This window comes from Nocardia grenadensis NBRC 108939 (assembly GCF_001613445.1).
Classification (GTDB): domain Bacteria; phylum Actinomycetota; class Actinomycetes; order Mycobacteriales; family Mycobacteriaceae; genus Nocardia; species Nocardia grenadensis.
The window spans coordinates 144,520-170,745 of the sequence record NZ_BDCJ01000018.1 but is presented as its reverse complement, the minus strand read 5'-3'; the positions used below and the strand labels follow the sequence as shown (position 1 = coordinate 170,745).

23 protein-coding genes are annotated in these 26,226 nt (G+C 68.6%); 6 read left to right on the top strand and 17 right to left on the bottom strand.

Translation table 11 applies throughout. From position 1 onward, the window contains the following. Nucleotides 1-14 precede the first annotated feature (14 nt). Nucleotides 15-1,244: a cytochrome P450 family protein gene (locus NGR01S_RS19565; RefSeq protein WP_063038839.1), complete on the top strand. Its 1,230-nt coding sequence runs from the start codon at nt 15-17 to the stop codon at nt 1,242-1,244. Between the two features lie 12 nt (nt 1,245-1,256). Here the strand turns inward: NGR01S_RS19565 and NGR01S_RS19560 are convergent, their stop codons facing one another. The 7 genes from NGR01S_RS19560 to NGR01S_RS19530 form a co-directional block, all read right to left on the bottom strand. Continuing rightward, on the bottom strand, nt 1,257-2,249 hold the full coding sequence (locus tag NGR01S_RS19560) for an Acg family FMN-binding oxidoreductase (protein ID WP_063038837.1): 993 nt from the start codon (nt 2,247-2,249) through the stop codon (nt 1,257-1,259). A gap of 68 nt (nt 2,250-2,317) precedes the next feature. Further along, the gene (locus NGR01S_RS19555) at nt 2,318-3,445 is read right to left on the bottom strand and encodes a DUF8176 domain-containing protein (RefSeq protein ID WP_063038835.1); all 1,128 of its coding nucleotides are present in this window, start codon (nt 3,443-3,445) and stop codon (nt 2,318-2,320) included. A 119-nt stretch (nt 3,446-3,564) separates the two neighbouring features. Continuing rightward, the gene (locus NGR01S_RS19550; RefSeq protein WP_063038833.1) at nt 3,565-4,317 is read right to left on the bottom strand and encodes a L,D-transpeptidase; all 753 of its coding nucleotides are present in this window, start codon (nt 4,315-4,317) and stop codon (nt 3,565-3,567) included. A 119-nt stretch (nt 4,318-4,436) separates the two neighbouring features. After that, on the bottom strand, nt 4,437-6,548 hold the full coding sequence (locus tag NGR01S_RS19545; protein ID WP_063038832.1) for an amylo-alpha-1,6-glucosidase: 2,112 nt from the start codon (nt 6,546-6,548) through the stop codon (nt 4,437-4,439). After that, nucleotides 6,545-7,792, bottom strand: a complete 1,248-nt coding sequence (locus NGR01S_RS19540) for a glycosyltransferase family 4 protein (RefSeq protein ID WP_063038829.1) — start codon at nt 7,790-7,792, stop codon at nt 6,545-6,547. The genes NGR01S_RS19545 and NGR01S_RS19540 overlap by 4 nt, the downstream gene beginning before the upstream one ends. A 174-nt stretch (nt 7,793-7,966) precedes the next feature. Beyond that, on the bottom strand, nt 7,967-8,251 hold the full coding sequence (locus tag NGR01S_RS19535; RefSeq protein ID WP_157107341.1) for a hypothetical protein: 285 nt from the start codon (nt 8,249-8,251) through the stop codon (nt 7,967-7,969). A 217-nt stretch (nt 8,252-8,468) separates the two neighbouring features. Then, entirely contained in the window at nt 8,469-9,131 is a 663-nt protein-coding gene (locus NGR01S_RS19530) for a cyclodeaminase/cyclohydrolase family protein (RefSeq protein ID WP_063039002.1), read from the bottom strand. 130 nt (nt 9,132-9,261) lie between these two features. Here NGR01S_RS19530 and NGR01S_RS19525 point away from each other — a divergent pair, with 130 nt between their 5' ends. Then, nucleotides 9,262-10,302 (top strand): LLM class F420-dependent oxidoreductase, encoded by a 1,041-nt coding sequence (locus NGR01S_RS19525; RefSeq protein WP_063038825.1) that lies wholly within the window; start codon nt 9,262-9,264, stop codon nt 10,300-10,302. 71 nt (nt 10,303-10,373) lie between these two features. On the opposite strand, the gene NGR01S_RS19520 is transcribed toward NGR01S_RS19525, so the two are convergent. The 7 genes from NGR01S_RS19520 to mftR all read right to left on the bottom strand — a co-directional run bounded on the left by NGR01S_RS19520 (nt 10,374) and on the right by mftR (nt 16,180). Further along, the gene (locus tag NGR01S_RS19520; protein WP_063039000.1) at nt 10,374-10,712 is read right to left on the bottom strand and encodes an STAS domain-containing protein; all 339 of its coding nucleotides are present in this window, start codon (nt 10,710-10,712) and stop codon (nt 10,374-10,376) included. A 46-nt stretch (nt 10,713-10,758) separates the two neighbouring features. Further along, nucleotides 10,759-13,089: a SpoIIE family protein phosphatase gene (locus NGR01S_RS19515; protein WP_063038823.1), complete on the bottom strand. Its 2,331-nt coding sequence runs from the start codon at nt 13,087-13,089 to the stop codon at nt 10,759-10,761. Between the two features lie 16 nt (nt 13,090-13,105). Next, nucleotides 13,106-13,750, bottom strand: coding sequence for a SpoIIE family protein phosphatase (locus NGR01S_RS19510; RefSeq protein WP_084481426.1), 645 nt, complete (start codon nt 13,748-13,750; stop codon nt 13,106-13,108). Continuing rightward, complete coding sequence (locus tag NGR01S_RS19505) at nt 13,743-14,168, bottom strand: anti-sigma regulatory factor (RefSeq protein WP_063038821.1); 426 nt, start codon at nt 14,166-14,168, stop codon at nt 13,743-13,745. The genes NGR01S_RS19510 and NGR01S_RS19505 overlap by 8 nt, the downstream gene beginning before the upstream one ends. Further along, nucleotides 14,146-14,532 carry an STAS domain-containing protein gene (locus NGR01S_RS19500; protein WP_063038819.1) on the bottom strand — a complete coding sequence of 129 codons (387 nt, stop codon included), beginning with the start codon at nt 14,530-14,532 and terminating at the stop codon, nt 14,146-14,148. Before NGR01S_RS19500 ends, NGR01S_RS19505 begins: the two co-directional genes overlap by 23 nt. A 10-nt stretch (nt 14,533-14,542) precedes the next feature. After that, complete coding sequence (locus tag NGR01S_RS19495) at nt 14,543-15,445, bottom strand: STAS domain-containing protein (RefSeq protein WP_157107340.1); 903 nt, start codon at nt 15,443-15,445, stop codon at nt 14,543-14,545. 117 nt (nt 15,446-15,562) lie between these two features. Then, the gene (gene mftR, locus NGR01S_RS19490) at nt 15,563-16,180 is read right to left on the bottom strand and encodes a mycofactocin system transcriptional regulator MftR (RefSeq protein WP_063038817.1); all 618 of its coding nucleotides are present in this window, start codon (nt 16,178-16,180) and stop codon (nt 15,563-15,565) included. 245 nt (nt 16,181-16,425) lie between these two features. On the opposite strand from mftR, the gene mftE reads away from it, so the two are divergent. The 4 genes from mftE (at nt 16,426) to NGR01S_RS19470 (ending at nt 22,053) form a co-directional block, all read left to right on the top strand. Further along, nucleotides 16,426-17,127 (top strand): mycofactocin biosynthesis peptidyl-dipeptidase MftE, encoded by a 702-nt coding sequence (gene mftE, locus NGR01S_RS19485; protein WP_063038815.1) that lies wholly within the window; start codon nt 16,426-16,428, stop codon nt 17,125-17,127. Continuing rightward, the gene (mftD, locus tag NGR01S_RS19480) at nt 17,124-18,335 is read left to right on the top strand and encodes a pre-mycofactocin synthase MftD (protein WP_063038814.1); all 1,212 of its coding nucleotides are present in this window, start codon (nt 17,124-17,126) and stop codon (nt 18,333-18,335) included. Before mftE ends, mftD begins: the two co-directional genes overlap by 4 nt. A 452-nt stretch (nt 18,336-18,787) precedes the next feature. Beyond that, a complete protein-coding gene (locus tag NGR01S_RS19475; protein WP_063038994.1) occupies nt 18,788-20,464 on the top strand; it encodes a fumarate hydratase in 1,677 nt (558 codons plus the stop codon). 272 nt (nt 20,465-20,736) lie between these two features. Then, the gene (locus NGR01S_RS19470) at nt 20,737-22,053 is read left to right on the top strand and encodes an acyltransferase (RefSeq protein WP_063038812.1); all 1,317 of its coding nucleotides are present in this window, start codon (nt 20,737-20,739) and stop codon (nt 22,051-22,053) included. A gap of 76 nt (nt 22,054-22,129) precedes the next feature. On the opposite strand, the gene rph is transcribed toward NGR01S_RS19470, so the two are convergent. The 3 genes from rph to NGR01S_RS19455 form a co-directional block, all read right to left on the bottom strand. Beyond that, nucleotides 22,130-24,748: a rifamycin-inactivating phosphotransferase gene (gene rph / locus NGR01S_RS19465; RefSeq protein WP_063038810.1), complete on the bottom strand. Its 2,619-nt coding sequence runs from the start codon at nt 24,746-24,748 to the stop codon at nt 22,130-22,132. 311 nt (nt 24,749-25,059) lie between these two features. Next, on the bottom strand, nt 25,060-25,437 hold the full coding sequence (locus NGR01S_RS19460) for a DUF5313 family protein (protein WP_063038808.1): 378 nt from the start codon (nt 25,435-25,437) through the stop codon (nt 25,060-25,062). Nucleotides 25,438-25,496: 59 nt separating this feature from the next. Further along, on the bottom strand, nt 25,497-25,967 hold the full coding sequence (locus NGR01S_RS19455; RefSeq protein WP_084481424.1) for a MarR family winged helix-turn-helix transcriptional regulator: 471 nt from the start codon (nt 25,965-25,967) through the stop codon (nt 25,497-25,499). Nucleotides 25,968-26,226: the final 259 nt, after the last annotated feature.

Sequence of the window (26,226 nt, the reverse complement as noted above, 5' to 3'; positions counted from 1 at the left end):
AAAAGGAGTACCCGATGCAGCACCGTATCGACCCCGTCGTCCTGGACCCCGGCGGCTCGGATATCCAGGGCGAGATCTCCCGGCTCCGGGAACAGGGGCCGGTGATTCTGGTGGAGCTCCCGGGCGGCGTGCGCGCCTGGTCGGTCACCGACGCGACCATCCTCGAGAAGATTCTATCCGGACCGCAGGTATCGAAGGATCCCCGGGCGCACTGGCCGGCGTTCCAGAGCGGCGAGATCTCGGCCGAGTGGCCGCTGCTGCCCTGGGTCGCGGTGAACAACATGTTCACCGCTTACGGCCCCGAACACCGTCGGCTGCGCAAACTCGTTGCCCCGGCATTCACCCAGCGGCGCACGATGGCGCTGCGTCCCCGCATCGAAGCGATCACCGAGGAGTTGCTCGATACGCTGGCCGCGACGCCGGACGGTGAGAGCGCCGACCTCCGAGACGGACTGGCCTATCCGCTGCCCATCCGAGTGATCAGCGAACTGATGGGGGTGCCGAACGAATTGAAGGCGCCACTGCGCAACTGTGTGGACCGTATCTTCGACACCACTCTGTCCCCGGCGAAGTCTCAGCAGAACTTCGCCGAGATGCAGGCGCTACTCTTCCGTCTGGTGGCCTATCGCCGGGAGAACCCGGGCGACGATATGACCAGCCTGCTGATAGTCGACAGCGCCGACGTCGAGTCCTCGCTCACCGAACAGGAACTCGTCGATACCTTGCTACTGGTGATCAGCGCCGGGCACGAGACCACGGTGAACCTGCTCGACCAGGCGATGTATCTGCTGCTGACACGCCCGCGGCAACGGGCCGATCTGGCCGAGGGCAGGATGTCCTGGGCGGATCTGGTGGAGGAGGCGCTTCGGTTCGAGGCGCCGGTAGCGCATGTGCCGCTGCGCTATGCGGTCGAGGATCTCGTGCTCGGTGGTGTCGAGATCGCGAAGGGCGAGGCGATCCTCGCCGGTTATGCGGGGGCGAATCGGGATCCGAACATCTACGGGGACACTGCGGACGAGTTCGACCCGGCCCGCAAGGTGAAGAAGCATCTGGCCTTCGGGTACGGTGCCCATCACTGTCTGGGCGCGCCGCTGGCCCGGCTGGAGGCGGTGGTCGCGCTACCGGCCGTCTTCGAGCGCTTCCCGAAGATGGAACTCGCCGTGGCGCCCGCGGAACTGGGAGTGGTGCCGAGTTTCATCTCCAACGGTCATCACCGGCTGCCGGTGTACCTGAACGGTAGGTGAGGTGCGCACCGGTCAGGCGGTGCGATGCAGTTCCAGAAAATCGGCGACGGTACGTCGCGGGGTCGGGGGTTGAGCCGCCGAGGTGGGCGCGATGCCCACCCGGACCACGACTTGCGGAATCGCGGGCTCGGGAAGCAGGGCCGCGATGGCGCGCCGGCTCACCGGGACTTCGGTGATATGGGTCAGCGGGCAGGTCGCCAGCCCGGCGGCCGTGCAGTCGAGCAGTACCGCGGACAGTGCTTCCCCGGTTCGCAGCCAATCCAGGGAGCCGTCGGTGTCCGAACCGAGCACCAGTAGCCGCGATGCGTCGGTCAGTTCCCCGCGCCGCAGCGAGGGCGGCGCGGTGGGAAAGGCCCGGCCCACCCCGACCTGCGCAGCTTCCGCCGCCGAGACCAGCGCGGAGATCGGCACCCCGTCGGCGGGGGAGGTGTTACCCGCCCACCAGTGCAGTTCGTTCAGGTACTGCGGGTCGTATTCGCGCAGCGCCGCCGATTGCGCCGAGGCGGCGGCCAAGCGGAGCCGGGCGGAGTCGCCGAGTACCTCGATCCGGGCCCCGCGGGCATCGGCCGCCGCGCACAGGGCCGGTTCGACCCGGTCCCAGTCGCGGGGTGGCAGCATCGGCAGCCGGTCGGTGTAGCGCTGCTCGATGGCCGTGGCACGGGCCCGGACGGTATCGGAGACCTCGGCGGCGGGCGCGAAATCGATGGTGGCGAGGTGGTCGGGCGCCGTATCGGGCAGCCGGATCACCTCGGTATCCCAGCCGGCCGCCGCGAACGCGGTCCTGGTGTGGTCGAGGATGGCTCCGCAGCTGATGGTCAGTTGTCTGCCCTGCGGATCTGCCGAGAACAGCTGCCGGCTGGTGTCGCGGTGCAGATGCAGCCGGTGACCGTCGAACACCCAGCGCCACGGTTGCGTATTGTGCACCGACGGCGCCCGCCGGGCGAGGGACAGGGCGGCCAGTACTGTCGGATGATCCGGCACCCGGGCCGTACCGATGGCGTCCATCCCCCGAGTCTGCGCTTCGCGAGCGCGCCGGACCACCTCGTTCGCCGATCCGGGCCGAATCGTGGCACTCAGGGCATGGGGCCGATACCGGTGATCAAGGTCCGGTCACCGATTCGCATCGTCGTGACCAGTTGCGGGTTGTATCCCAGCGGTGCCGAGCCGGGCCGGTACTCGGTGACGGTGACGGTGTACTGGCCGACGAACGCGCCAGGAGCGATCCGGACGCAGTAGGTGGTCCCCTCCGGGATGGTGTCTATACCGCGCTGGATATCGGCGGCCGCCGGGACGGCGGCGTCTCCCGCGACCAGCGCGCGGGCCTGCTCCCCGGACCGGGCGACGTAGTAGGCGTGCTGGAACCCGAAGATGGCCGACGGCCCCGAATCGGTGCCACCCGGTTCGTTGCCCTGCACGGTGTTACCGACCCGTTCGGCCACGCAGTGCGGGTCGGCGGCAGGGGCGGCGGGCGCCGTGGCGCTGGGCGCCGCCGCGGCGGGGGCGCGCTGTTCGTCCCCGCCGACGATCGCGAACTGTACATACGCGGCCGCGCCGAGGGCCGCGACCCCCGCGACTCCCAGCAGCACCGGAACTACGCGGCTCCGGCCGGACGTGGGGGCAGTCGCGCGGACGGGCGCCGGAGTGGTGTGGTCGGGTGAGGTCAACCGCCGGCGCAGGCGTTCTCGGGCGCCCGCGGGGGAGGTGTCCGCGGGGGGCGCTACCGGCTCGGCCTCGGCTGCGGCGGGGGACTCGGTGGCCGGGTCGGCCGCGGGCGGTGGTGCGGTATCGGCGGGAGGCGGAACCACACCGGGATCCACCGCCGTGGCCTCGGGTTCGGCCGGGTCGGCGCTCGACCGGGCGACCCAGTCCGACCAGGAGCCCTCGTAGCGGGCGTTACCGCTGTCCCATCCCGGCAGCCGGAGCACCGGTATGGGTTCGGTGGGCATCGAATCGGCCGGTGCCGCCGAATCGCCGTAATGCGGCCGGTAGAGGCCGGCATACGGGTCCGGGTCGGCGTCGCGGGACGCGGGTGCCGGGTACGGGTTCCGCTGCCCGGAGGGGGCCGGGTGGCCACGGCGAGACGGGTCCTGATTCGTGTATCCGGGTCCGGGTGGCGTGCGCGGGTCCCGCTCCCGGGGTGGGCCGGTGCGATCCCGGGGATACCGTTCCCCGTCGGCGGGACCCGACGGCGGTCGATCCATGGCGCGGCCCCCTTCATCGGTTCACGACGCGCGATCGCTCTTCATTGTTCTAGTGGCTCGGCGACCGGACCGCAGCGCGGGGCGGGCACCGGGCGCGGCAGGCGCGCCCGGTGGCCCGATCACCAGTGGATGTTCACCGGATCACCGATACCGACGTTCTCGTAGTACCACGAGGCGTCGCCGGGAGCCAGATTGATACAGCCATGACTCACATTGGAATTGCCCTGCTGATCGACCGACCAGGGCGCGGAGTGGACGAAGACACCACCCCAGGTGAGCCGCTCGGCCCATTCTCCGTCGATCAGGTAGCCCTCCGCAGAATCCAGGGGGATACCGATGGTCCGCGAATCGAAGATGATGTTGCGGAATTTCTCCAGCACCGGATAGGTGCCGGTGGGTGTCTCGTAACCGGGTTTGCCCATGGACGCGGGCATGATCCGCACCACCACGCCGCCCATGCTGACGGTGAAGGTGTGGGTGGACATGTTCGCGTCCGCGATCACCCCGCCGTTGGTCTGGAACTGGGTACGGCGGTCGCCGAAATTCACGGTGAGCGTGCTGTTCGCCGGCAGATATCCGGTGGGTGTCCAGGTCAGTTCCCGGTCACCGCGCCAGGTATAGGTGCCGGGCAGTGGATCGCCGGCGGTCACCGACAGCGACTGCTCGGCGCGGGCCCGGTCCGTGACCGCGCCGGAGAACCGGACGGTAACCGGATGGGCGATTCCGACCAGAGCGCCGTCGGCGGGAGTTGTCGAGGCCACGGGCGCGGGGCCGGGTGGATCGATCGTCATGGCGTTCGCCCCGGCGGGGGCGACGGCCAGCGAGAGTGCGATCGCGATCGCTAGAAAAAGGTGCCGGGCAACGATATTCATGGTTCCACCCCTTACGGACGACTGGTGGACAGACGTCCATCCTAAGGGGCCATGATCAACTCAACCACCCAAGATATCGTCCCGGCACCTGTTCGCGATGTAGACACACCGCGTGATTGCTATTCGGTGACGAGTTGCCAGTCGTCGGGCAGCCCGTGGACGTGCATGGTGGAGCCCTCGGCGTGGATGCTGACCGTGGCAGAACCCAGTCTCAGGTCGGTCAGGCCCACTTTCCCCCATTCCCGGGGCAACTGCGGGGTCACCCGCAGGACACGATGCGGTACACACGGCGAGAGCCCGAGGAAGGAGCGCACCAGCAGCAGCGGCGCCGCGCTCGCCCACGCCTGCGGGGAGCAGGAGGTGGGGTAGGGGACCGGCGAGCGGAACTCGGTCCGGGCGAATCCGCAGAACAGCTCCGGCAGCCTGCCGCCGAAGTCGATGGCCGCGTCGAGCAGGCCCGTGGTGAGGCGCTCGGCCAGGTCCGAGGCGCCGGCGATATGCCGGTACCGGAGCAGCCCGGCGACCGCGAGCGCGGTGTCGTGCGGCCACACCGAACCGTTGTGATAGCTCATCGGGTTGTAGGCGCCCATTCCCGCCGCGAGGGTGCGCAGGCCGAAACCGCTGTCCATACACCCATCGGCCAGCCGTTCGATGAGTTCGGCGGCACGCTCGTCGGATACGATGCCGGACCACAGGCATTGGGCGGCATTGCTGGTCAGCGCGTCGACCTGGTTCTTCTGGCCGTCCAGGGCCACGGCGTACCAGCCGTTCTTGGCGACCCAGAACGCCTCGTCGAACCGGTCCTTGAGGTTCTCGGCCTGCTCGCGCAGCCGGGCGGCGGTGCCGGTATCGCCGAAATGATCGGCGAGCTGGGCACGGGCCAGACGGGCCGCGTACACATAGCCCTGGACCTCGCACAATGCGATGGACGGTTCGGCCAGATGGCCGGAGGCGTCGTTGATCGCGTCGAAACTGTCCTTCCAGCCCTGATTGCTCAGGCCGCGATCGGTTTTACGGCGGTATTCGACGAATCCGTCGCCGTCGGCGTCGCCGTATTCGTCGATCCAGGCCAGGGCCGCGTCGGCGGCCGGGAGCAGTTCGCGGACCACCTGGTCCCCCGCGCCCCAGCGCCAGCATTCGGCGAGCAGCATCACGAACAGCGGTGTCGCGTCCACCGAACCGTAGTAGACGGTCCCGCCGAGTACCTGGCCGCTGGCCGGGCCGTGCCGCATCTCGTGCATGATGCGCCCCGGCTCCTCCTCGGTGATCGGGTTGACCTTCGTACCCTGTAGATCCGCCAGCCGGCGCAGGGTACCGACGGCGAGCGCGGAGTCCAGCGGCAGCGCCATCCACGACGTGAGCAGACTGTCCCGGCCGAACAGGGCCATGAACCACGGGGCGCCCGCGGCCACATAGGCCGGAGCGCCGTCGGTGCTGCCGTCGATACGCAGCGCGCCCAGATCGCTCTCGGTGCGCTGCAGCACCTCCGACAGGGCCGGATCGGTGGCGGTGAGGTCGGTGGCGGTGGCCCGCCATGCCTTCAACCGGCTGATCGGGCTGTCCTCGTCGTCCCCGAACGCCATCGGCACCCGGCGGTGCGATATGACCGGATGGGCCAGGATCTCGGTATCCCAGCGCCCGCGGGCCGGCACCACCACCTGCCAGGTGATGGTGCCGGGCAGCATGACCGCCCCGGCGGTGGCGCTGATGGTCAGGCCGCGTCCGGGCTCGGCATGGTCGGTCAGGTGTAGATCGCCGTCGACGGCATTGTGCTCGGCGCCGCCGCCGTGGTTACGGCCCTCCTTGACCGCGAACAGATCCGCGAAATCGGAATCGACGAACAGGGTGATGGTCATCGCCGTGTCCTCGTGCCCGAGGTTGCGCACGGTGATGGTTTCCTTGAGCCCGTTGCCGATGAGCCGCCGGCGCACCACCAGCACAGTGCTGTCGGCGACACCGGCGCGCGGGGGTTTGCGCAGGATGAAGCGGCCCTTGAATGCTTCCGGGGTGAGCACCGTCAGGTGTTCGGCCGGTTGCCCGTCCAAACGGAGCTCCCATCTGGAGATCACCCGGGAGTCCCGGTAGAACAGGCCCTGCGAGGTGCCGGAATGGATATCGCCGAGGGGGTCGGACAAGCAGAAGGTGCTCGCCTCGACCAGGGTCACGGTCCCCCCGCCGCCATTGATGGCGGCGGGTTGGCCGGAGTTGAGAATTCTCGGCGGTGCGTTCATGCCCTACTCCATACCGGTGTCGTGCCGGCGTCGGCGCGTATCTCGGGTACCGCAGTGCGACGCGTACCGACGGCGGACAATGCCTGGGCGCTGCTGTGGGCTTCGTCCCACGCATCGAGTATGCGGTAATAGGCCGTCTCGTACCCGGCACCCAGCTGATCCACGCCGAAATAATCCTCGACACGCCGTCGGCACGCGTGCGGATCCAGTTCGCCGGCCCGCGCGATCGCCGCGGGCAGTTCGTCGGGATGATCGCAGATGAAGCCGGTGACCCCGTGCTCGATCACTTCCTCGACCGCGCCGCCGCGCAACGCCACCACCGGGGTGCCGCAGGCCATGGCCTCGATCATCACGATGCCGAACGGCTCTTCCCAGCGGATCGGGAACAGCAGGCAGCGCGCGCCCGCCAGCAGTTCCCGTTTGGCGACCGCGTCGGCTTCCCCGAAGACGTGGTCGGTATCGGTGAGCAGCGGCTCGATCTCCTGGGCGAAGAACGCCTTCTCGGGCGGCTCGTTGCACTTACCGGCGAGGACCAGCTTGATCCCGGCCTCGTGCGCGGCGCGCAATGCGAGGTGGGGGCCCTTGTAGGAGGCGTAGCGGCCGAGGAACAGCGCATAGTCCTGCTTCTCGGTCCGGAAGGGCCATTCGCTGGGTCGCAGCGCATTGTGCACCCGGCCGATCCAGTTGAAACTCGGCGCCAGTTCACGCTGCCGGTCGCTGATCGCGACGAGACGGGTGTGTTCGTCCAGGGCGCCGTAGTACTCCCACATATCGTTGTCGACCGGCCCGTGCACCGTGACCGCGGTCGGAATGCCCAGTGCCTCGTAGGCGGGGGCGTTCAACGGGCCGGCGAAAGTATGGTCGTGGATGATATCGATATGCCGGGAGCGGGCCAGTTTTTCCACTACGCGCCGCACCTTGAGCGCATTGACCACTTCCGGGAAGGGGTCGCCCAGCCGCTCGGCCTGCGTGCTCTCCCAGACCGGGACGAATTCCGCCTCGGTACCGGGCTTTCCGGCGCCCAGTAGCGTCACCCGGTGGCCGCGTGCGATCAGGGTGTCGGCCAGTTCGGCGACCACGGCTTCGACGCCGCCGTAACCGGCCGGGGGGACATCGAAATAGGGCGGGGCCACCAACACGATGTTCAGCGGGTGATTTCGGCCGTTACCGCCGAACCGGGCGCGCCGTGGTTTTCGCGCCGGAGTATCCGATTCGGATTCCGCATTCGTGAATATGGTGCTCAACTCTTCCTCCTCTACTAGTGGCCGCGCGGCATACGCCGATCGCCACCCGGCCATTGGGTGGAGCTGCTAGAGAACCATTCGGTGCGAGTTCGGTACCGCTATCGAAAGCGCGCCGGAATACCCGGCGCCGGAAAGGGGCGTGGCGGGACGATGTTTTCACCCGCCACGCGGGAATCAATCGCCGTAGTGCGCGGACCGCCCGGGCGAAATGCCGAATGTGGGACGATCCGGGGCGGCCGAAGCGACGGCCAAGGTGAGACGGGCCCGTCTGCGGACCTGGCATTCGGGAGAACAGAGCCGGTGGATATCGTGTGCGCGCCGGGCCTGGCCGAGCGTCAACACTCCTGGATCCGCCGAACAGTCGGCGATATTGGAAACGACTCCGTGTTCGGTGATGACATCGATACCTGGGTCGGGGAGTTCCGCCGCGACCGGAGCCGATGTGTACCCGATCCTCACCGTTACCTCCTGCACTCGTCGAGCTGGGGCAAACAGTTCCCCGGCCGCCGGTGCGCCGCCGGCCGGTCTAGCTGCTCGAGCCTGGTCGAGCGGTGGAGCAGTGTGAATATCAGGAACGAAGCCCATTCTACGCGTGCTCCGTTCTGCACTTGATCTCGAAAAATCCCAGTTCGGCATAAACCTGGTTAATTTCGCACGTGCTGTTTGTGTACCCGAATCATCCGCCGCGAACCGCGCGAAGTACCTCCCGATGCAGTGTTTCGGCCCGGTCGGTGATTTCCCCGATCCGCGCCGGCACCTCGGTGAAAGCGGCGGCGTGTTCTTCCGGAAGCGAGACGACATTGATCTCGATATTCAGCTGGGAGGTCACCACGGCGGCCCGCGCCGCCGCGGCGGCCGCGCCGATATCGGTGACCACGTTCGGATTTCCGATCGGCAGCAGTTCGGTTGCCAACGAGAGGATTTCGTCCGCCGCGTCGATCACCGCGGCGGGGACCCGGGCGGCCTCGAGCAGGGCGTCGTGGATCGCCGCCGTCCGCGCGGCGGCTTCGCTGTCGGTGCCCTTGGGCAGCTTGTAGGCGGCGCCGACGGCGGTGAAGGCCCGGGCGTCGGCGTCGGCCAGCGCCAGCGCGCCCCCGCGGGCGATATCGGCAGCCGCGATGATGCGGTCGATCACCGGCCGATGGTCGGCGTCCTTGGCGCGGGTGGTGTAGCGCGCGACCATGGCGACCAGTGCGGCCGCCTGCGCGGCGTGCAGCGCGGCCACCGCGCCGCCGCCCGGGGCCGGGACCTTCGCCGCGAGTTCGCCCAGGTAGTCACCGATCGGTGAACCCGCGAAACCGCTGGCGGTGTGCTGTGGCGATTGGGTGGGCTCCGACACGATTCGGCCTTTCTCGATCATAATTGCTCGAAGTTAGCTGCGCAGTGCGCTGTGCTCTCGTGTTCAACCTACCGCGTCGCCCGGCGTGGCCGGTGCGTGGCCACCCCGCAGCCGGGATTATGTTGAGGGCATGCGGATCGGATTGAGCATCAACTACTCGGGTGGCTTCAGCGAGGCGGCGGCCGAAGTGGCCGATCTGGAGCGTGCCGGACTGGACATCGTGTTCGTGCCCGAGGCGTACTCCTTCGACGCGGTGAGCGCGCTGGGCTATCTCGCCGCCAAGACCTCCCGTTTGCAGCTGGCCTCGGGGATCCTGCAGCTCTACACCCGCACGCCCACGCTGACCGCGATGACCGCCGCGGGGTTGGATTTCGTCTCCGACGGCCGGTTCGTGCTCGGCCTGGGTGCCTCCGGGCCCCAGGTCATCGAGGGATTCCACGGGGTGCCCTACGATGCGCCGATCGGACGGACCCGCGAACTCGTGGAGATCTGCCGCAAGGTCTGGCGCCGGGAACGGCTCGACTACCAGGGCAAGTACTACCAGATCCCGCTGCCCGAAGGGGTCGGCACCGGGTTGGGCAAACCACTGAAGCTGATCAACCATCCGGTGCGCGAACGTATCCCGGTGCTGCTCGCCGCGCTGGGTCCCAAGAACGTGGCCCTGGCCGCCGAGGTCGCCGAGGGCTGGCAGCCGATCTTCTTCCTGCCCGAACGCGCCGACGCCGTCTTCGGTGACGCGCTGCGGGCCGGAAAGGACCGGCGCGACCCGGAACTCGGCCCGCTCGACATCTACGCCGGACCGGCCCTGGCCATCGGCGAAGACGTGGAACCGCTCCTGGGCTTCGTGAAACCCATGTTGGCGCTCTATATCGGCGGAATGGGCGCCAAGGGCAAGAACTTCTATCACACCCTCGCCACCCGTTACGGCTACGGCGCGGAGGCCGACCGGATCCAGGAGCTGTATCTGGCGGGCCGGAAAGACGAAGCGGTACAGGTGGTTCCGGACTCGCTGGTGCGCGATATCTCGCTGATCGGCCCGGCCGGATACGTGAAGGAACGGGTCGCCGCGTTCGCCGAAGCGGGAGTCACCGTGCTCAATGTCGCGCCACTGGCCGCGACACCGGCCGACCGGGTCAAGCTGATCGAACAGTTCCGCGCGATCTGCGACTGATCCGGCTCCGGAAACGGCCCGGGCCGGGTCGGCGGATCGTCCGCCGGCCCGGCCCGGTGTGGTGGCGCGGTTCAGCCCGCCCGGAAGCCCGCCAGGGCCGCGTCCAGCGTCGTATGCAGGGCGAAGACCTGGTCCAGCGCCGTCATCTTCAGCTGCCGGCTGGTGGCGGGCCCGTCGGCCACCAGGGCGATCGTGGTCTTGTCACCGGCCCGCTGATGGGCGGCGACCAGCGCGGCCATCCCGGCCGACGCCAGAAAGCTCACAGCAGCGAGGTCGACGACCAGGCCGACCGGTTCGGCCTCGAGGGCGGCATCGATCGCGGTCTCCAGGGCAGGAGCCGTGGCGAGATCGACCTCGCCGGTCACCGTGAGCACGGTGACACCGTCGTGGTCGGCGACAGAGGTCGTCATCGTATCCGTGAGCGGGTTCGCGTCTGGAGGAGTATTGGTCACATCATCACAATCTGCCATGAGTCTCTCGATCTCGCTGCATCGTATCCCCGCCGGACCGATTCCCCGTCCCGCGCAGGGCGCTGGCCACCGGGAACGTGATCGCCGGAAGCGTGACCGACATCCGTACCCGGGTTCCGGGTCCCCGGTGGTGATCTATTTCGAGTTCTTCGGTGAGCGCCCGCATCATATCGATGCCGCGGCCTCGCGGCCCCGGATCGGCCGGACGCGGACGCCAGGTCCCGGTATCGATGGTCTCGATGACCACCCGGTCGCCTACGCATTCGGCGGTGAGCACCACCCGTTCGGCGTCACTGCCGCCGTTGCGATAGGCGTGCTCGATACTGTTGCTGCACGCCTCGTTGGTGGCGGCCACCAGATCCGAGGTGAGGTTGTGCGGTACCGCCGCGGACGACAGCCATGCTGTCAGCGTACGACGCAGCATGGCCAGCCGGTCCGGCCGGGCCGGTACATCCAGCCGCAGCGGCGCGGGCGGCTGCCGGTAGACCACCATGGCGATATCGTCGTCGTATCCGCCCTCGGGCCGTAGCGCCGACAATACCGAGTCGGCGACCTGGCGCGGCAGCTTCTCGGCGGTATCGGCCAAAACGGTGGCGATCTTGGTGAAACCCTCGTCGATATCCTCACCGCGGCGTTCCACCAGGCCGTCGGTGAACAACACCAGGGTCGACCCGGGTGGCAGCGGCGTGGTGGCCTCCGGGCGGCGCGCGGTCTCGAAGGTCGCCAGCGGCACCGACCGGCCGCCCTCGAGCATGCGCCCGGTTTTGTCCACATCGGCCAGGATGGGCGGCATATGGCCCGCGTTGCTGTACCGGACCAGCCCGCGTACCGGATCCAGCACCGCCGCGCAGACAGTGGTGCACAGCGCTCCCGGAATCCGGGCCGCCACCGGGTCGAGTTCGGTGAGCAACTGGGCCGGCCCGGCACCGCGCAGCAGCAGCGCGCGGGCGGCGGTACGCAACTGCCCCATCACCACGGCCGCGGACAGGCCACGGCCCACACAGTCACCGACCACCACGCCGATGGTGCCGTTGGGCAGCGGGACCACGTCGTACCAGTCGCCGCCGATCTCCAGCGGCGGCAGAGCCGGTTCGTAGTGCACCGAGAACCGGGGCGGGAGTTCGATGGGACCGAGCATGGCGCGCTGCAGGGTCAGTGAGGTCGAGCGCGCCTGATCGAAGTTGCGGGCTCGCTGGACGGCCAGACTGAGATGCCCGATGAGCAGCGAGAACAGCGTCCAGTCGGCCGCGTCGACGACTCGCGGGACGGCGAAACGCAGCCACAGCGCGGCATCGCTCTTCTCGCCGAGTGGCGCCACGATGCCCTGTGCGCTGCCCGCGCCCTCCGGGACCGCGATGAGCGTGCGCCCGGGCCGCACGCGGGCGCGTTTGAGAATCGCCTCCGTCGCCGGTTCGAGCCGGGAACCCGCCGCGGCGGCCGGGGGATTGCCGGAAATATAGACCTCCGGTGCGGTGGGACCGGCCCAGACCGCCACCACCGCGGTCTCCGCGCCGACCGTGCGCCGCAACTCGTCCAGACCCACCTCGAGGACCTCGGCGACCGTGGTGGCCGCCGCCAGCGCGGTCGCCAGCCGGTTCGCGGCCTGGTCGCGCGCCTGGGCGTCGTGTTCGGCGGTGACATCGCGGACGGTGCCGACGAAGATATGCTCCTCGCCGTCGGGCTTGACCAGCGCGCTGGTACTCACCCCGATCCAGCGGCGGCGGCCGTCCCGATGCTGGATCGGTACCACGAACCGGGACGACTCGGTGCCCAGGTCCGGGTAGCGCGGGCCCTCCGGGATCGACCAGGGATGCGGCAGCGGATACGGGACACCGGCCGCGCCGTAGCCGGTGAGCTCGCCGAACGCCTTGTTCACCTCGATGATGCTGCCGCGAGCGTCGGCGACGAAGAACCCGTCCTGCAGCGATTCGACCAAGGCAGTGCGGAATTCGTCGCGTCCGGCCAGATCGTCGGCCCGGGAACGCTGCTGCTCGTACCGGCGGGTGCCGTCGAGGTAGCCGCGGGTGGCCACGTCCAGGGTGATCAGGGTCTGTAACAGGAATTCGAGCGCGCCCTCGGCGAGCAGATTCTCCGCGCGGCCCGCATCGGGCGGCCCGGCCGTCTCACCGGCCTCGGCCTGTGCCTGTTTCACCACCCGGAAGTGGTGCTCGGTGAGATCGAGCAGGCTGATGCCCTCGACCAGTGCCCGGCGGCCCAGCTCGTGGCCCTCGGCCAGGCCGTCGCCCTCCGGGTCGGCGAGATGGCGGCGTAACGCATCGGCGTAGGCGTCGAGGAATGCCGCGAGCACGGTGCTCATCGCCGGCCTCGCGGGATCACGATGCTTCCCGCTGGGCGACGCCGTTGGACACGCCCCGGACCCGCGCCGCGAGCACCAGGGCGTCGTCGGTGTCCTTGGCGTGCCGGCTCAGCAGTTCCTGGGCGATTTCGGCGGTGGATTTCGCGAGGTCCACACCCTGGCCCGGTTCCGCCTCCACCCCGTCGGTGGTCATCAGCAGCAGATCGCCCGGCCGGACCGGGACCGTCTGCGGCTGCAGGGTGGACGGCAGCCGATACCCGACGATCCCCCCGCTCTGTAGCGCGGTGGCGCTGACCTGCGGCCCGGCGGGGCCCGCGGTGAGCACGATCGAATCGATATTTCCGACACCCAGCCACTGCGTTTCCTCCGCGCCGAACAAAGCCAGGGTGACCGCGGCGCCACGAGTATCGGACATGGCCCGATGGCACAGCGCCATCAGCACGTCCAGTGGCTCGGCGCGGTTCTCGGCGAGCACCCGGGTCGCGCGGTCCACCGCGGCGGCCGCGGCCGCGCCGTGGCCGAGACCGTCGAGTACCGCGAACAATACGGTGCCGGTACCGGTGTCCAGGGCGACACACCGATCCCCGGACACATCCTGGCCGGGGAGGGGTCGGCCGGCCATCGCCCATTCGATCCGGCCGATGTACCCGTCCTCATGCACCGTGCGGCACCCACTTCCACATCTCCACCAGGGTGCCCTGGCCGGGCGCGGATTCGATGGCCATACCGTCCATCAGGCGTTTGGCTCCGGGGAGCCCCAGACCCAGGCCGAGACCGGTGGAATAGCCGTCCTCCATGGCCCGGGGGATGTCGATGATCCCCGGCCCCTGGTCCTTGGCCTGGACCACGAGTGCACGGCGCCCGTCGCGCTCGTCCACCTGGAGCCGGATCTCGCCGCTACCGGCGTAACTGGTGATATTCCGCGCGACCTCGGAGATCGCCGTGGAGATCATCGTCCGGTCGGTGAGCGTGAAGCCGAGTTCCTCGGCCAGCTCCCGCCCGGCCTGACGTGCGGTCACGATGTCGTTCGACATCTTCACCGCGATAACCACCTGCTCAGCGGCCACGGTCACGACCATCTCGGTGCCGGGCCGAAGCCTTGCGGTTCAGCCAAGCCAAGCCCTCCTCGAGGTCCAGTGCGGTGTGCATGTCCTCGAAGGTGAGGCCGAGTTGCACCATAGCGAATGCGACCTCGGGCTGCAGGCCGACGATGACGGTCTCCGCGCCGCGTAGCTGCGTCATATGGGCGATGGTGCGCAACGACCTGGCGGCGAAGGAATCCATCACATCGATGGCTGTCACGTCGACGATGATGCCTTGGGCGCGATACTTGCTGACCTGGCTCATCAGGTCGGCCTGTAGGCGCTCGGTATCGGCGTCGGTCAGCGCGGACTGAACTGACGCGATCAGATATGTGCCCTGTTTGAGGATCGGTACCGGCATATCTATTCCGTCAGCGCGAATCGCGTTCGCTGCGCTCGGTCGCGCGGGATACTTCGTAGCCCAGCAACCGCTCCGCTTCTTCGATGCCGCCCTGCAGGTCGCCGACCGCGTTCACCTTCGACAGATCCAAGCCGATGGTCACGAGGGTCAGCGCGATCTCCGAGGACAGGCCGGTCATGATCACGCTCGCACCCATCAACCCGGAGGCATCCACGGTCTGCACCAGGTGGTTGGCGACCGTGGAGTCGATATCGGGCACACCGGTTATGTCGATGACCACGACCTTGGCGCGGTTGTCCCGTATCGCCCGCAGCAGCTGTTCGGTGAGCTGCCGGGCCCGCTGGCTGTCGAGAACGCCGATTATCGGCAAGATCAGCAACTGTTCGCGCACCTGGAGCACGGGAGTGGACAGCTCGCGGATCGCTTCCTGCTGCTGGCGTATCACCCGCTCGCGTTCTTGTACGAAGGAGATGGCCACCGTGTTGGCGATCCGATTCGCGGCCGGCTCGTACGCGTCGAGGACGGCATTGAGGAGGTCGAAGTTGGATTGGTACTTCTCGAACAAGGAGCGGGCCAACACGTCCCGCAACAGCAGCACCATCCCGAGGATCTCGTCGGTTTCCACCCCTCTCGGGATGATGCGCTCGGACAGATCGCGGGCATAACCCTGCAGCGCTTCGACGCTTCCGGTTTCGAGCACCTCCACGTAATAGTCGTACGTGGAGGTCGCCTCGGAGAAGACCTCTTCGGGCGTCATCGCCGTGAGCAGCCGTGCTTCGCTGATGCGCCGTGCCCACTCCTCACGCAGTGCGGTGCGGTTCTGGCGCAGGTGTTCGACGAGCTGCGGAAGCAGCTTGTCGACGGAAACCTCGGCCAATGAGTCCGCCGAAAGGCCCATGGACACCTCGGACATGTAACTCGGGCCCCTTTCGACGGCGGTCGGGTACATCATAGATTTTCCGGCGGTCGTGCCGATACCGAGCCTAGTCATACCCCTGTGCCCATACTGGTGAAACCTGCCGGTCCGGTTCTACCGCGCCGAGGTGAGCGGAGCCGCGCCGGGGGTGGCGAAACCCCGCTCCAGCGCCGCCAGCGCCCGATCGAGATACACGGTGAGGTCCGCGTCCGCCCGGGCGAGCCACGCGTCGAAGGCCGCCCGGGCGGCGGCCAGGGTGGTGCGGCCGACCGCCATCGGGACGAGCGAATCGGCGGGTTCCCCGAGCCGACCGGCGGCGAACTCGCCCACCGCCCGCTCCCACGCGTCGTAATGGGTGCCGGCGGTGGCGGCCAGCGCGGGCACATCGGCGACCAGTTTCATCCGCATCCGCAGCTCGGGGACGTCCTCGGCGCGGTACCGGTTGGCGTTCACCACCACCCGCCGGACCGCCGCCATCATGGGTTCGGTCTCGGGCACGGTGGCGAACGCGGCGCGTAGCGCGGTGACCTCGTCGTCGAACGAGTACCAGAGCACCTCCGCCTTTCCCGGGAAGTAGCGGAAGAAGGTGCGACCGCTGATCCCGGCCGCGGCGGCGATCTGCTCGACGGTGGTCTCGTCGAAGCCCTGTTCGCTGAACAACCGCATCGCGATCAGCTCGAGCTCGCGTTTGGTGGTTCCCCGCGGCCGGCCGCGGGAGTGCTGTGGTGTCACGAGGTAATACTGCGCTGCTGCCACCGGGTTCGGGGACGGTACCCCCGAGTTCTCCGGCCCCGCCGCGGCGTCGCGGGCCCGAGTCGGCGAGGTGTCGCGGACTCGGGCACGTGCGCCGGTATCCCGTTTCCGGGTCGGGCGTGGCGACCTCGCATTTCCCGGGCAACCGGTCGGAGTCGTACGCTGCGGGCCACTCCGCAGGCGGGCCTATTGATTATGTCAGTGACTGACGTTAATCTCGGCCCATGAAGGTGGCGGACCTCACATCGCCCGACGTGGCCGCGTTGCGCGCGACCGCGCCGGTGTTGGTCGTGCCGGTGGGCGCGACCGAGCAACACGGGCCGCATCTGCCGCTGTCCACCGACACCGATCTCGCCGTCGCGCTGTGCGCGGGCGTGGCCGCGCGCTGTCCCCAGGTACTCGTCGCCCCCGCAATCGCCTACGGCGCCAGCGGTGAGCACGCCGGCTTCCCCGGCACACTGTCGATCGGGCTGGCGGCCCTGGAACTGCTCATCGTGGAACTGTGCCGGTCGGCGACCGCGACCTTCGAGCGGATCGTGCTGGTCAACGCGCACGGCGGCAATATCGAGGCCTTGCGCCGGGCCGTGGACCTGCTGCGGCGCGAATCCCGCGATATCCGGCTCTTCCTGCCGCGCCACAACGGTGACGCGCACGCCGGGCGAACCGAAACCTCGCTGCAGCTGGCGGTCGACCCGGACCGCGTCCGCGTCGACCGCGCCGAACCCGGTGATATCAGGCCGCTCGCCGACATCCTGCTGCAGCTGCGGTCCGGTGGGGTGGCGGCGGTGAGCGCCAACGGTGTACTCGGCGATCCCACCGGGGCCACCGCGGCCGAGGGTGCCCGACTGCTCGACCTGCTCATTTCCCAGTTGTACGACCAGATCCGGCAGTGGTGGCCGGAACCAGTGGAAAGGATCCGACCATGAATCCGTGGTTCGAAACCGTCGCCGAAGCGCATCGGCGGGCGAAGAAACGGCTGCCGAAATCCGTGTACGGCGCGCTGGTGGCAGGTTCGGAACGCGGGCTGACCATCGACGACAACCAAGCCGCCTTCGGTGAACTCGGGTTCGCCCCACATGTGGCCGGACCCATCGGCGAACGCGACCAGTCCACCACCGTGCTGGGTCAGCGGGTCTCCATGCCGGTGATCATCTCGCCCACCGGCGTCCAGGCCGTCCATCCCGACGGCGAGGTCGCGGTGGCCCGCGCCGCGGCGGCCCGGGGCACCGCCATGGGGCTCTCCTCGTTCGCCAGCAAATCGGTCGAGGAGGTCGTCGCGGCCAACCCGGCCACCTTCTTCCAGCTCTACTGGTGCGGCAGCAAGGACGATATCGCCGGGCGAATGGCGCGCGCGAAGGCCGCGGGCGCGGTGGGCCTGATCCTCACCCTCGACTGGTCCTTCTCGCACGGCCGCGACTGGGGCAGCCCGGTGATCCCGGAGAAACTGGACCTGAAGACGATGGCGAGTTTCGCGCCGCAGGTGGTGGCCAAACCGCGCTGGCTGACCCGGTATCTGAAATCGGGCTCGCTGCCCGATCTCACCGCGCCCAATATGACGCTCGGCGAGGCGCCCGCGCCGGGCTTCTTCGGCGCCTACGGCGAATGGATGGGTACGCCTCCGCCGGATTGGGCCGATGTCGCCTGGGTCTGCGAACAGTGGGACGGGCCGGTCATGCTCAAGGGTGTGATGCGGGTGGACGACGCACGCCGCGCGGTCGACGCCGGTGTGGCCGCCATCTCGGTGTCCAACCACGGTGGGAACAACCTGGACGGCACCCCGGCCTCCATCCGAGCCCTCCCGGTGGTCGCCGATGCGGTGGGGCACGAGATCGAGATCCTGCTCGACGGCGGTATTCGCCGCGGCAGCGATGTGGTCAAGGCCGTGGCCCTCGGAGCGCGCGCGGTGATGATCGGCCGCGCGTACCTGTGGGGTCTGGCGGCCAACGGTCAGGCCGGGGTGGAGAACGTGCTCGATATCCTGCGCGGCGGAATCGATTCCGCGCTGCTCGGGCTGCGCAAGACCACGGTCGCCGAGCTGGACCGGTCCGATATCGTGATCCCGGAGGGCTTCGAGCGCCGGTTGGGCGTCGACGCGCCGCTGCGGGTTCCGGAACCGGCTTCGGAAGCGGTATAGCGCGGTCGCCGTGCGTATTTCGTAGCCCGGGGCCGATCTCACCGGCATCCGGCGGGACCCGCTCCCGGAGCGGCGGACGGTCTGGTGCCGGTGCGTGCTTGCCGAGCCGTCGGCGCGCGGCCGAAAGCCGGCCCTCGGACCGGCGGCATACCGGGACGGGGACGACCGGTGTCACCGGGGCGCAGGATCGGGCGGCACCGGGAGGCCTGTCGGCCGAGACCTGGCGCCCCTATGGATCGCCCGTGAAACGTGGCTACGGAGCCGCCGCGGAATGCGCCGGATTCGGACGGCGTCCTGCCGGAGCGGCCGCCGGGTTACGATTTAGGGTCGCCTAACTCCAGGTGGGGTGCCCGCCGGCCGCTACGCTCGCTGTGCCAGACCCCGGCGCAGTGGCCTTCACCGGCGGCTGCGCCGTGTTCGACCCGCAGCCCACCTTCAAAGGAGTGCGATCGGTGACCGCGCCCGAGTTCCGTTATTCAGACCTGCTCCCGATCGGCGCCGACGACACCCCGTACCGGCTGCTCACTACCGAGGGCGTCAGCACCTTCGAATCCGGCGGCCGGACCTTCCTCCAGGTCGACCCCGAGGTCCTGCGACTGCTGACCGCCGAGGCGATGCACGACATCAGCCATTACCTGCGGCCCGCGCATCTGGCCCAGCTGCGCCGGATCATCGACGACCCCGAGGCCAGCGGTAACGACCGTTTCGTCGCGCTGGACCTGCTGAAGAACGTGAACATCTCGGCCGGCGGCATTTTGCCCATGTGCCAGGACACCGGCACCGCCATCGTGATGGGCAAGAAATCCGAGGGCGTGCTCACCGGTGCCGACGACGCCGAGTGGATCAGCCGCGGCGTGTTCGACGCCTACACGAAGCTGAACTTGCGGTACTCCCAGCTCGCACCCCTCACCATGTGGGACGAGAAGAACACCGGCTCCAATCTGCCTGCGCAGGTCGAGCTGTACTCCACGCCCGGCGATCCCGCGCAGCCGTCCTACAAATTCCTGTATATGGCCAAGGGCGGTGGTTCGGCCAACAAATCGTTCCTGTACCAGGAGACCAAGGCCATCCTGAACCCCACCCGGATGCTGGAATTCCTCGACGAGAAGATCCGCTCGCTGGGCACTGCGGCCTGCCCGCCCTACCACCTCGCCGTGGTGATCGGCGGTACCAGTGCCGAATTCGCGCTGAAAACCGCCAAATACGCGTCCGCGCACTACCTGGACAGTTTGCCCACCGAGGGGTCGATGACCGGGCACGCCTTCCGCGATCTGGAACTCGAGCAGGAAGTCTTCAAGCTGACCCAGTCCTTCGGGATCGGCGCCCAGTTCGGCGGAAAGTACTTCTGCCACGACGTGCGCGTGGTGCGCCTGCCCCGGCACGGCGCGAGCTGCCCGGTGGCGCTCGCGGTGTCCTGTTCCGCGGACCGCCAGGCGCTGGCGAAGATCACCCCCGAGGGGGTGTTCCTGGAGCAGCTCGAACGGGAACCCGCGCAGTATCTGCCCGAGCAGACCGATGAGATCCTCGGCGGCGATGTGGTGCAGGTCGATCTGAACCGGCCGATGGACGAGATTCGCGCGGAACTGTCGAAATATCCGGTGAAGACCCGCCTCTCGCTGTCGGGGCCGCTGGTGGTGGCCCGCGACATCGCGCACGCCAAGATCAAGGAGCGGCTGGACGCGGGCGAGGAGATGCCGCAATACCTGCGGGATATGGCCGTGTACTACGCGGGGCCCGCCAAAACCCCGGACGGTTACGCATCGGGTTCCTTCGGTCCGACCACCGCGGGCCGAATGGACTCCTACGTCGACCAGTTCCAGGCGGCCGGTGGGTCGTTCGTGATGCTGGCCAAGGGCAACCGGTCGGCGCAGGTCACCAAGGCGTGCAAGGAACACGGCGGTTTCTACCTCGGCTCCATCGGCGGCCCCGCCGCCCGGCTCGCCCTGGACTGCATCAAATCGGTGGAGGTCCTGGAATACCCCGAACTGGGTATGGAAGCGGTCTGGAAGATCGAGGTGGAGGACTTCCCGGCGTTCATCGTGGTGGACGACAAGGGCAACGATTTCTTCGCCGAAACCCAGAAGCCGATCGCGCTGCGGGTGCGGACCAGGTCGAAAGAGCGCGTCTGACCGCTCGGGTGTCGATTCCGGGCATCCCGTGCCCGGCACCGGCACCTCGCCCGCCCGCCCGGCGGTAAACGCCAGGGCGCTCTTCGCGGAAGCCTACGGGCCGAAACGTCGGCAGGGTGGCGGGTGCACTGCCCCATCCGGCGCCGGGCACGACAGATCCGCTGTACGGCAACGTATCCCGGTGATCGGGGAGACCTGGCGCACTGGCTTGCCGCTGGGTACACCGATGCGGTAAACAGATTCGGTCTCGTAAGCATGGGTAAGGGTTTTCTGTGGTTGACACGCTGGCAAAGACGCACGCGAACGCTCCACAGGCAGCCGATCCCCCGGCGGCGCGTCCGTACAACCACACCGCCGATTTCGTGCGGGTCGCCCTGTTCACTCTGGTCGTCGCCTCGCATACGCACGGGACCACCCCCGATGTGGCCGGCGGTACCGGCTTGATGGCGACCGTGGCCCACACCACCCGGTACGGGTTCGTGGCGATCACCGTCTTCGTGCTGTTCCTGGGTTATTCGGGCCGGAAGGTCTCGCCGCTCGCGTTCTGGCGCCGGCGATTCGGTCAGGTGGTCCTGCCGTATCTGGCGTGGTCGGTGCTCTACACAGTGTTCCTGGTCTGGTGGGACGATTCCACGCCGATGCCGGGACCGCGGGATCTGGCCCGGGATTCGGCTCACAGTGTCCTCACCGGCGACGGCCGGTACCACCTGTACTTCCTGCTCATCTCGATGCAGATCTATCTGCTGTTCCCCGCGCTGCAATGGCTGATCACCCGTACAGCTGGGCACCATCTGGAATTGCTCGTCGGCGCCTTGGCCGTGCAATGGGCGATGTTCGCATTCTTCGACTGGCCCGGCGCACCCGAGCTGCTGGGCTGGGGCGGCTACCTCCACCTGTGGAAGACCCTCCCGATGTACGCGCTGTTCGCGGTGATCGGCGCGTTGCTCGCGGTACATTTCGACCGCGCGGATGCGTGGATCCGCGCGAACCTGCCCCTGCTGGTCGGGGCGGCCGCGGTGGGCTGCGCGTACGGTATCGCCGGGCATCTGCGCGATGTGGCTGCCGAGGGGATCGATCCGATGCGCACCTCCGCGGCGTGGAATCCCCAGTTCCTGCCGCTTTTCGTGGGCACACTGACCCTGATCTACCTCGTGGGTATGGCCTGGAACGACCATCGTGGCGACGGTACGGGGCCGGTCGCGCGGGTGGTGAGCTACGGCGCGCGCCGCGCGTTCGGGGTCTTCGCGGTGCACCCGATGATGATCGACGTCGTGTACCGGGTGCTGCCGGTGGATCCGCTGCTCGACCCGGTCCCGCCTCTGCGCTCCACGGTGCTCACCGTGATCGTGCTGGCCGCGAGTCTCGCGGTGGTCGAGATCGCCCTGCGTACGCCGTTGAGCACTGTTCTCGTCGCCCGGCCGCGCCGGCCGCTGTGGCGGCGCGAACGTCGCGGCGGGCCCGCCGCTTCCGGAGCGGGCACGCCCGGAGCTACCGTCGGCACGCTCGGTGACCCGGACTCCGCCGGGGCCGGGGCGAACGGTCCGGTCGTCGCGAACCCCGCTGCCGGCAAGGCCGCGACGACCGAGTGATCCGTCTCCCCAGGAGCGGCTTCGTCGGGTGCGGGCTACGGCGTGCCGGGTCCGGCCGCCGGGCCGGCCCCGGATCTCACTCGTCAGGCCGGGACAGGATCTCGATGTACCCGTCCGTCCCGTTCACCCGGATCCGCTGCCCGTCCCGGATCAGCCGGGTGGCGTGCTCCACACCCACGACGGCCGGCAGGCCGTACTCGCGGGCGATCACCGCACCGTGGGTCATCAGTCCGCCCACCTCGGTCACCAAACCCGTGAGCGCGACGAACAGGGGAGTCCAGCTCGGATCGGTATAGGCGGTGACCAGGATATCGCCGGGTTCCAGATCGGCCCGCGCCATATCCCGGACGACGCGGGCGCGTCCTTCGACGGTCCCGGTGGAGACCGGCATGCCGGGGAGCGCATCGTCCGGTACATCCGCGCGCCGGTACGCACCGGTGACGGTCTCGCCGTCCGAGGTCAGCACCCGGGGTGGCGTGAGGGCCCCGTACGAGCGGAAGGCGTCCCTGCGCTCGCGGATGAGTTCCGCGCTCGCCTGGTGTGTGCGCACGACCTCACGGAGTTCCTCGAATGTCAGGAAGAAGATATCGTCGGGTTCACGCAGCACCCGGGCCCGCACGAGACGCTCGGCCTCGCGGGACAGAGCTTGTTTGTAGACCTGGTAACGGCTGACCATGCCGTACTTCGGATACTCCCGGTATCCGGAGAAGACGCGGACCCGGGCGATCATGCGCGCGGTCTCCTCGGCTTTCCGGTCTCCGTCCGGTAGCGCGCGCAGCCGCGCCAGTAGTTCCTCCGCTTTCCGCTCGGCCTGGCACCGGCCGTTCTCGAAGCGTCGGGTGCCGGCGCCCGCTTCGAAACTCCTGATGTTGTTGACGATCGTCGGTACGAGCGCGGCGGGGCGCTCGCTCCAGCGCGGCCGCGTGATATCGATTTCGCCGGCACAACGCATTCCGTACCGGTCGAGATAGGCGTCGATGGCCGCGCGTGCCGCATCACCGCCAGGCAGCCGGGCCAACTCGTCCAGGAAACCGGCCCCCTCGGCACCCGTGTCCTCGATATGCCGTAGAAAGGCCACCACCTCCGGGTGCGGCCGGATCACATCGGCGACATCGAGCAGCGCCAGGCCCATTTCCGCGGTGACATTGTGCGGAACCGATTGCGCGAGGGTGTCGGCCGCATTCTTCTCGCCCAGCCATTCCCGCAGCCGATCGTTGAGCCACCAGGTGGCCTCCATCCCCGCCTTGATCACCTGCTGGCTACGCGGGTGGAACAGCACCCGCCGCAGCTCCTCGATATCGGCCAGTACGAAGTCGACCAGTTCCGGCCCGGACTTGGTGCCGATAGCGCGTTTCAGCGTTTCCAGGGAGGCCTCGCTGTCCGCGATCAGCTCGTCGACCACGGCCGGATCGGCTTCGATCAGGTCGGGGCCGGCACCGGACAGCGGACCGGCAGGCGCCGCCTCCGGACCCGGCCGGAGGAAGCTGTCACGTTCGAGGACGGTCCGCAGCGCGTCTCCGGTCAGCGGATCGGATTTGCTGAAACCCTCGACCATGGCCGCGCGGGTCGCCGGCGTCGCCAGTCCCCGGGTGGCATCCACGAACAACCGGCCGCCCGCGTGCCGCATGGGCGCCGGGCTCGTCAGCTGCCATACGGAGATACCCAGCGGCTTCATGGGGTCGGTCATCATCTGCTGATGGCCGACGGAGATGTATACGTGGTTGTCGTCGTCGTCGGCCTCGGGAATCGGGAACAATGCGGTGAGCGGCCGGCTCTGCACGATGCGGAACTCGTCGTCCACCAGGCACCATTCGATGTCCTGTGGGCTGCCGAAATGCGCCTCGATGCGGCGGCCCAGGTGCGCGAGGCGCACGATCTGCGCCTCGGTGAGCACCCGCCGGTTCTGCCGTTCGGGCTCGACCTCCTCGACGCGCGTGCCGCCCTCCGGCGCGGCCCGGACGGCGACCCGTTTCGTGGCCACGGTCTCGGAAACGACTGTGCCGTCGCGCACCGTGTAGACATCCGGGTTCACCAGTCCGGAAACCAGGGCCTCACCGAGGCCGAAGCCGGCATCCACGGAAACGACCTTACGGTTGGACGTGACCGGGTCCGCGGTGACCAGGATGCCGGCCGCCTGCGGGAACACCATCCGCTGCACGACCACCCCCATTCGCACCTTCCGCTGGTCGAAGCCGTTGCGCAGGCGATAGACGACGGCTCGTTCGGTGAACAGCGATCCCCAGCACCGCCCGACGTGCCGCAGTACCGCCTCCGGTCCCACGACATTCAGGAAGGTGTCCTGCTGCCCGGCGAACGACGCGGTCGGCAGATCCTCGGCCGTCGCGCTGGATCGGACGGCACAGGGCTCGTGCGTCCCGAGCCGGGCGAGTGCGCCGGTGATCGCCGCCGCCACATCGCCGGGAACAGCGCATTCCTCGATTTCCGCGCGGATCTCCGCGCTCAGTACCCGGATCGACTCCCGGTCATCCGGTTCGAGCTGCGACAACCGATCGATCCGGTCGTCGATCGCCGGCATTTCGGCCACGACACGCTGGAAGGCGGCCGTCGTCACGCAGAAACCCTCCGGTACCGCGATGCCTTCGATCCGCGACAACTCGCCGAGGTTGGCGCCCTTGCCGCCGACGGTCGCGAGCTGCGTCCGGTCGATTTCCTCGAAGCCCAGCACATAACTCATCCGCCGCTCCTCACCTGGTGGTTTACGCATCAGTGGGCGATTATGGACCACATTTCGGCGTCTCATGAGGGCCGCGGATCGTGTATAACGTAGAAGGGGGATGGGGAAAGCAGTCGCCGACGAGCACATCGTAGGAGTCTCGGTGGCCGCGTCGGCCAACTCGACCGCGTCGCGCCGGGTGAGCGGTGGCCTTCGAGTACGAGCAGATCCTGGGCGTGGTCGAAGACCACCTCTGCGCGAAGGGGCCCGGTCGGGACCGCGGGCGCCGACGTGTCGGATCCGGGCGCCCCCGACGCCGCGCCGGACGGGGATCAGCCGCGGTGATAGCGCATTTCGTAGCTCGCCCGCTCCTCGGCGGCGCGGCGGTTGCGGTTCGGGTCGGCCAGTGCGGGATCGAGACCGTGCTTGACCAGGACATGGCGCCGGTGCACGTACACCAGGGCGACCGCGAAGAAGGCGAGCGGGATGAACACCAGCGTGGCCATCGAGAATCCCATCCACCACGGTCCCGGTACCAGCGCGAACAGGCACAGGAACGGGAGCGGGGGTAGTAGGAAGCGCTGGAGGTACCGTCGAGTGGCGCCCGGGCCGGTCTGGTCCCGCAGGACCCACTGCTGCATCGAGGGCGGCAGGGGCTCGCCGAGGAGGTAGCGGATGCGCTGTGCCGGGGTGGGGGTCTGGCCTGTCACGGGGCCCTCCTGTCGACGGTCCGGACGCCGCGGTACGCCGAAGTGGTTCGCGGGGACGTTCATGATTCGTTCTCCGGGTACGCGAGTGCCGCTCGGCGGGCCGCCGCGTTGACGCGGCCGAGTACTTCGCGTAACTCCTCGAGGTCGGCGAGTTCCACGCCGAGCCGGTCGACGACGGCGGGCGGAATCTGCTCGGCCTCGCGGCGGAGCGCGCGCCCCGCGGCGGTGAGGTCGACGACCAGGGTGCGTTCATCGCGGGGGTCGCGCCGCCGGGTCACCAGACCGGCGCTCTCCAAGCGTTTGAGCAGCGGGGACAGTGTGGGGGAGTCGAGCTGGATCGCCTCGGCGATGGCCTTCACCGACATCGGTGCCTCACCCCAGAGCGCCAGCATGACGAGATACTGCGGGTGGGTCAGGCCGAGTGGTTCCAGCAGCGGCCTGTACACAGCGAGTACCGAGCGGTTCGCCACAGCCAATGCGAAACACACCTGCCGCTCCAGCCGCAGCGGGTCGTCGATTTCCGTGGTCAACGCGCCTCCATTCGCCCGGATACCCCTGCCGACTCGAATGTAGTCCGCTAATAGTTAACGCAACAACTATTAGCGTGTGATGTCGAGCACCGGCCCGCCGAATCGACTTCTTGCCGGCCTCTTTCGTGCCGTGGTCGGCGCGGAGGCTCGGTTGGAGGAGTTCGGCCCGCGGCATCCGGGTCGGTGCGGTGGTGCCGGGCCGGTGCGTACTCCGTGGTGGACCGATGCGGGCGGGGCCGCGGATGTCTTTGCCGCGGCG

Excerpts from the sequence above, each read along its gene's own strand:
- NGR01S_RS19565 (WP_063038839.1), top strand. The coding sequence starts at position 15 with ATGCAGCACCGTATCGACCCCGTCGTCCTGGACCCCGGCGGCTCGGAT.
- NGR01S_RS19560 (WP_063038837.1), bottom strand. The coding sequence starts at position 2,249 with ATGGACGCCATCGGTACGGCCCGGGTGCCGGATCATCCGACAGTACTG.
- NGR01S_RS19555 (WP_063038835.1), bottom strand. The coding sequence starts at position 3,445 with ATGGATCGACCGCCGTCGGGTCCCGCCGACGGGGAACGGTATCCCCGG.
- NGR01S_RS19550 (WP_063038833.1), bottom strand. The coding sequence starts at position 4,317 with ATGAATATCGTTGCCCGGCACCTTTTTCTAGCGATCGCGATCGCACTC.
- NGR01S_RS19545 (WP_063038832.1), bottom strand. The coding sequence starts at position 6,548 with ATGAACGCACCGCCGAGAATTCTCAACTCCGGCCAACCCGCCGCCATC.
- NGR01S_RS19525 (WP_063038825.1), top strand. The coding sequence starts at position 9,262 with ATGCGGATCGGATTGAGCATCAACTACTCGGGTGGCTTCAGCGAGGCG.
- NGR01S_RS19520 (WP_063039000.1), bottom strand. The coding sequence starts at position 10,712 with ATGACGACCTCTGTCGCCGACCACGACGGTGTCACCGTGCTCACGGTG.
- NGR01S_RS19515 (WP_063038823.1), bottom strand. The coding sequence starts at position 13,089 with ATGAGCACCGTGCTCGCGGCATTCCTCGACGCCTACGCCGATGCGTTA.
- NGR01S_RS19505 (WP_063038821.1), bottom strand. The coding sequence starts at position 14,168 with ATGGTCGTGACCGTGGCCGCTGAGCAGGTGGTTATCGCGGTGAAGATG.
- NGR01S_RS19500 (WP_063038819.1), bottom strand. The coding sequence starts at position 14,532 with ATGCCGGTACCGATCCTCAAACAGGGCACATATCTGATCGCGTCAGTT.
- NGR01S_RS19495 (WP_157107340.1), bottom strand. The coding sequence starts at position 15,445 with ATGTCCGAGGTGTCCATGGGCCTTTCGGCGGACTCATTGGCCGAGGTT.
- mftE (WP_063038815.1), top strand. The coding sequence starts at position 16,426 with ATGAAGGTGGCGGACCTCACATCGCCCGACGTGGCCGCGTTGCGCGCG.
- mftD (WP_063038814.1), top strand. The coding sequence starts at position 17,124 with ATGAATCCGTGGTTCGAAACCGTCGCCGAAGCGCATCGGCGGGCGAAG.
- rph (WP_063038810.1), bottom strand. The coding sequence starts at position 24,748 with ATGAGTTATGTGCTGGGCTTCGAGGAAATCGACCGGACGCAGCTCGCG.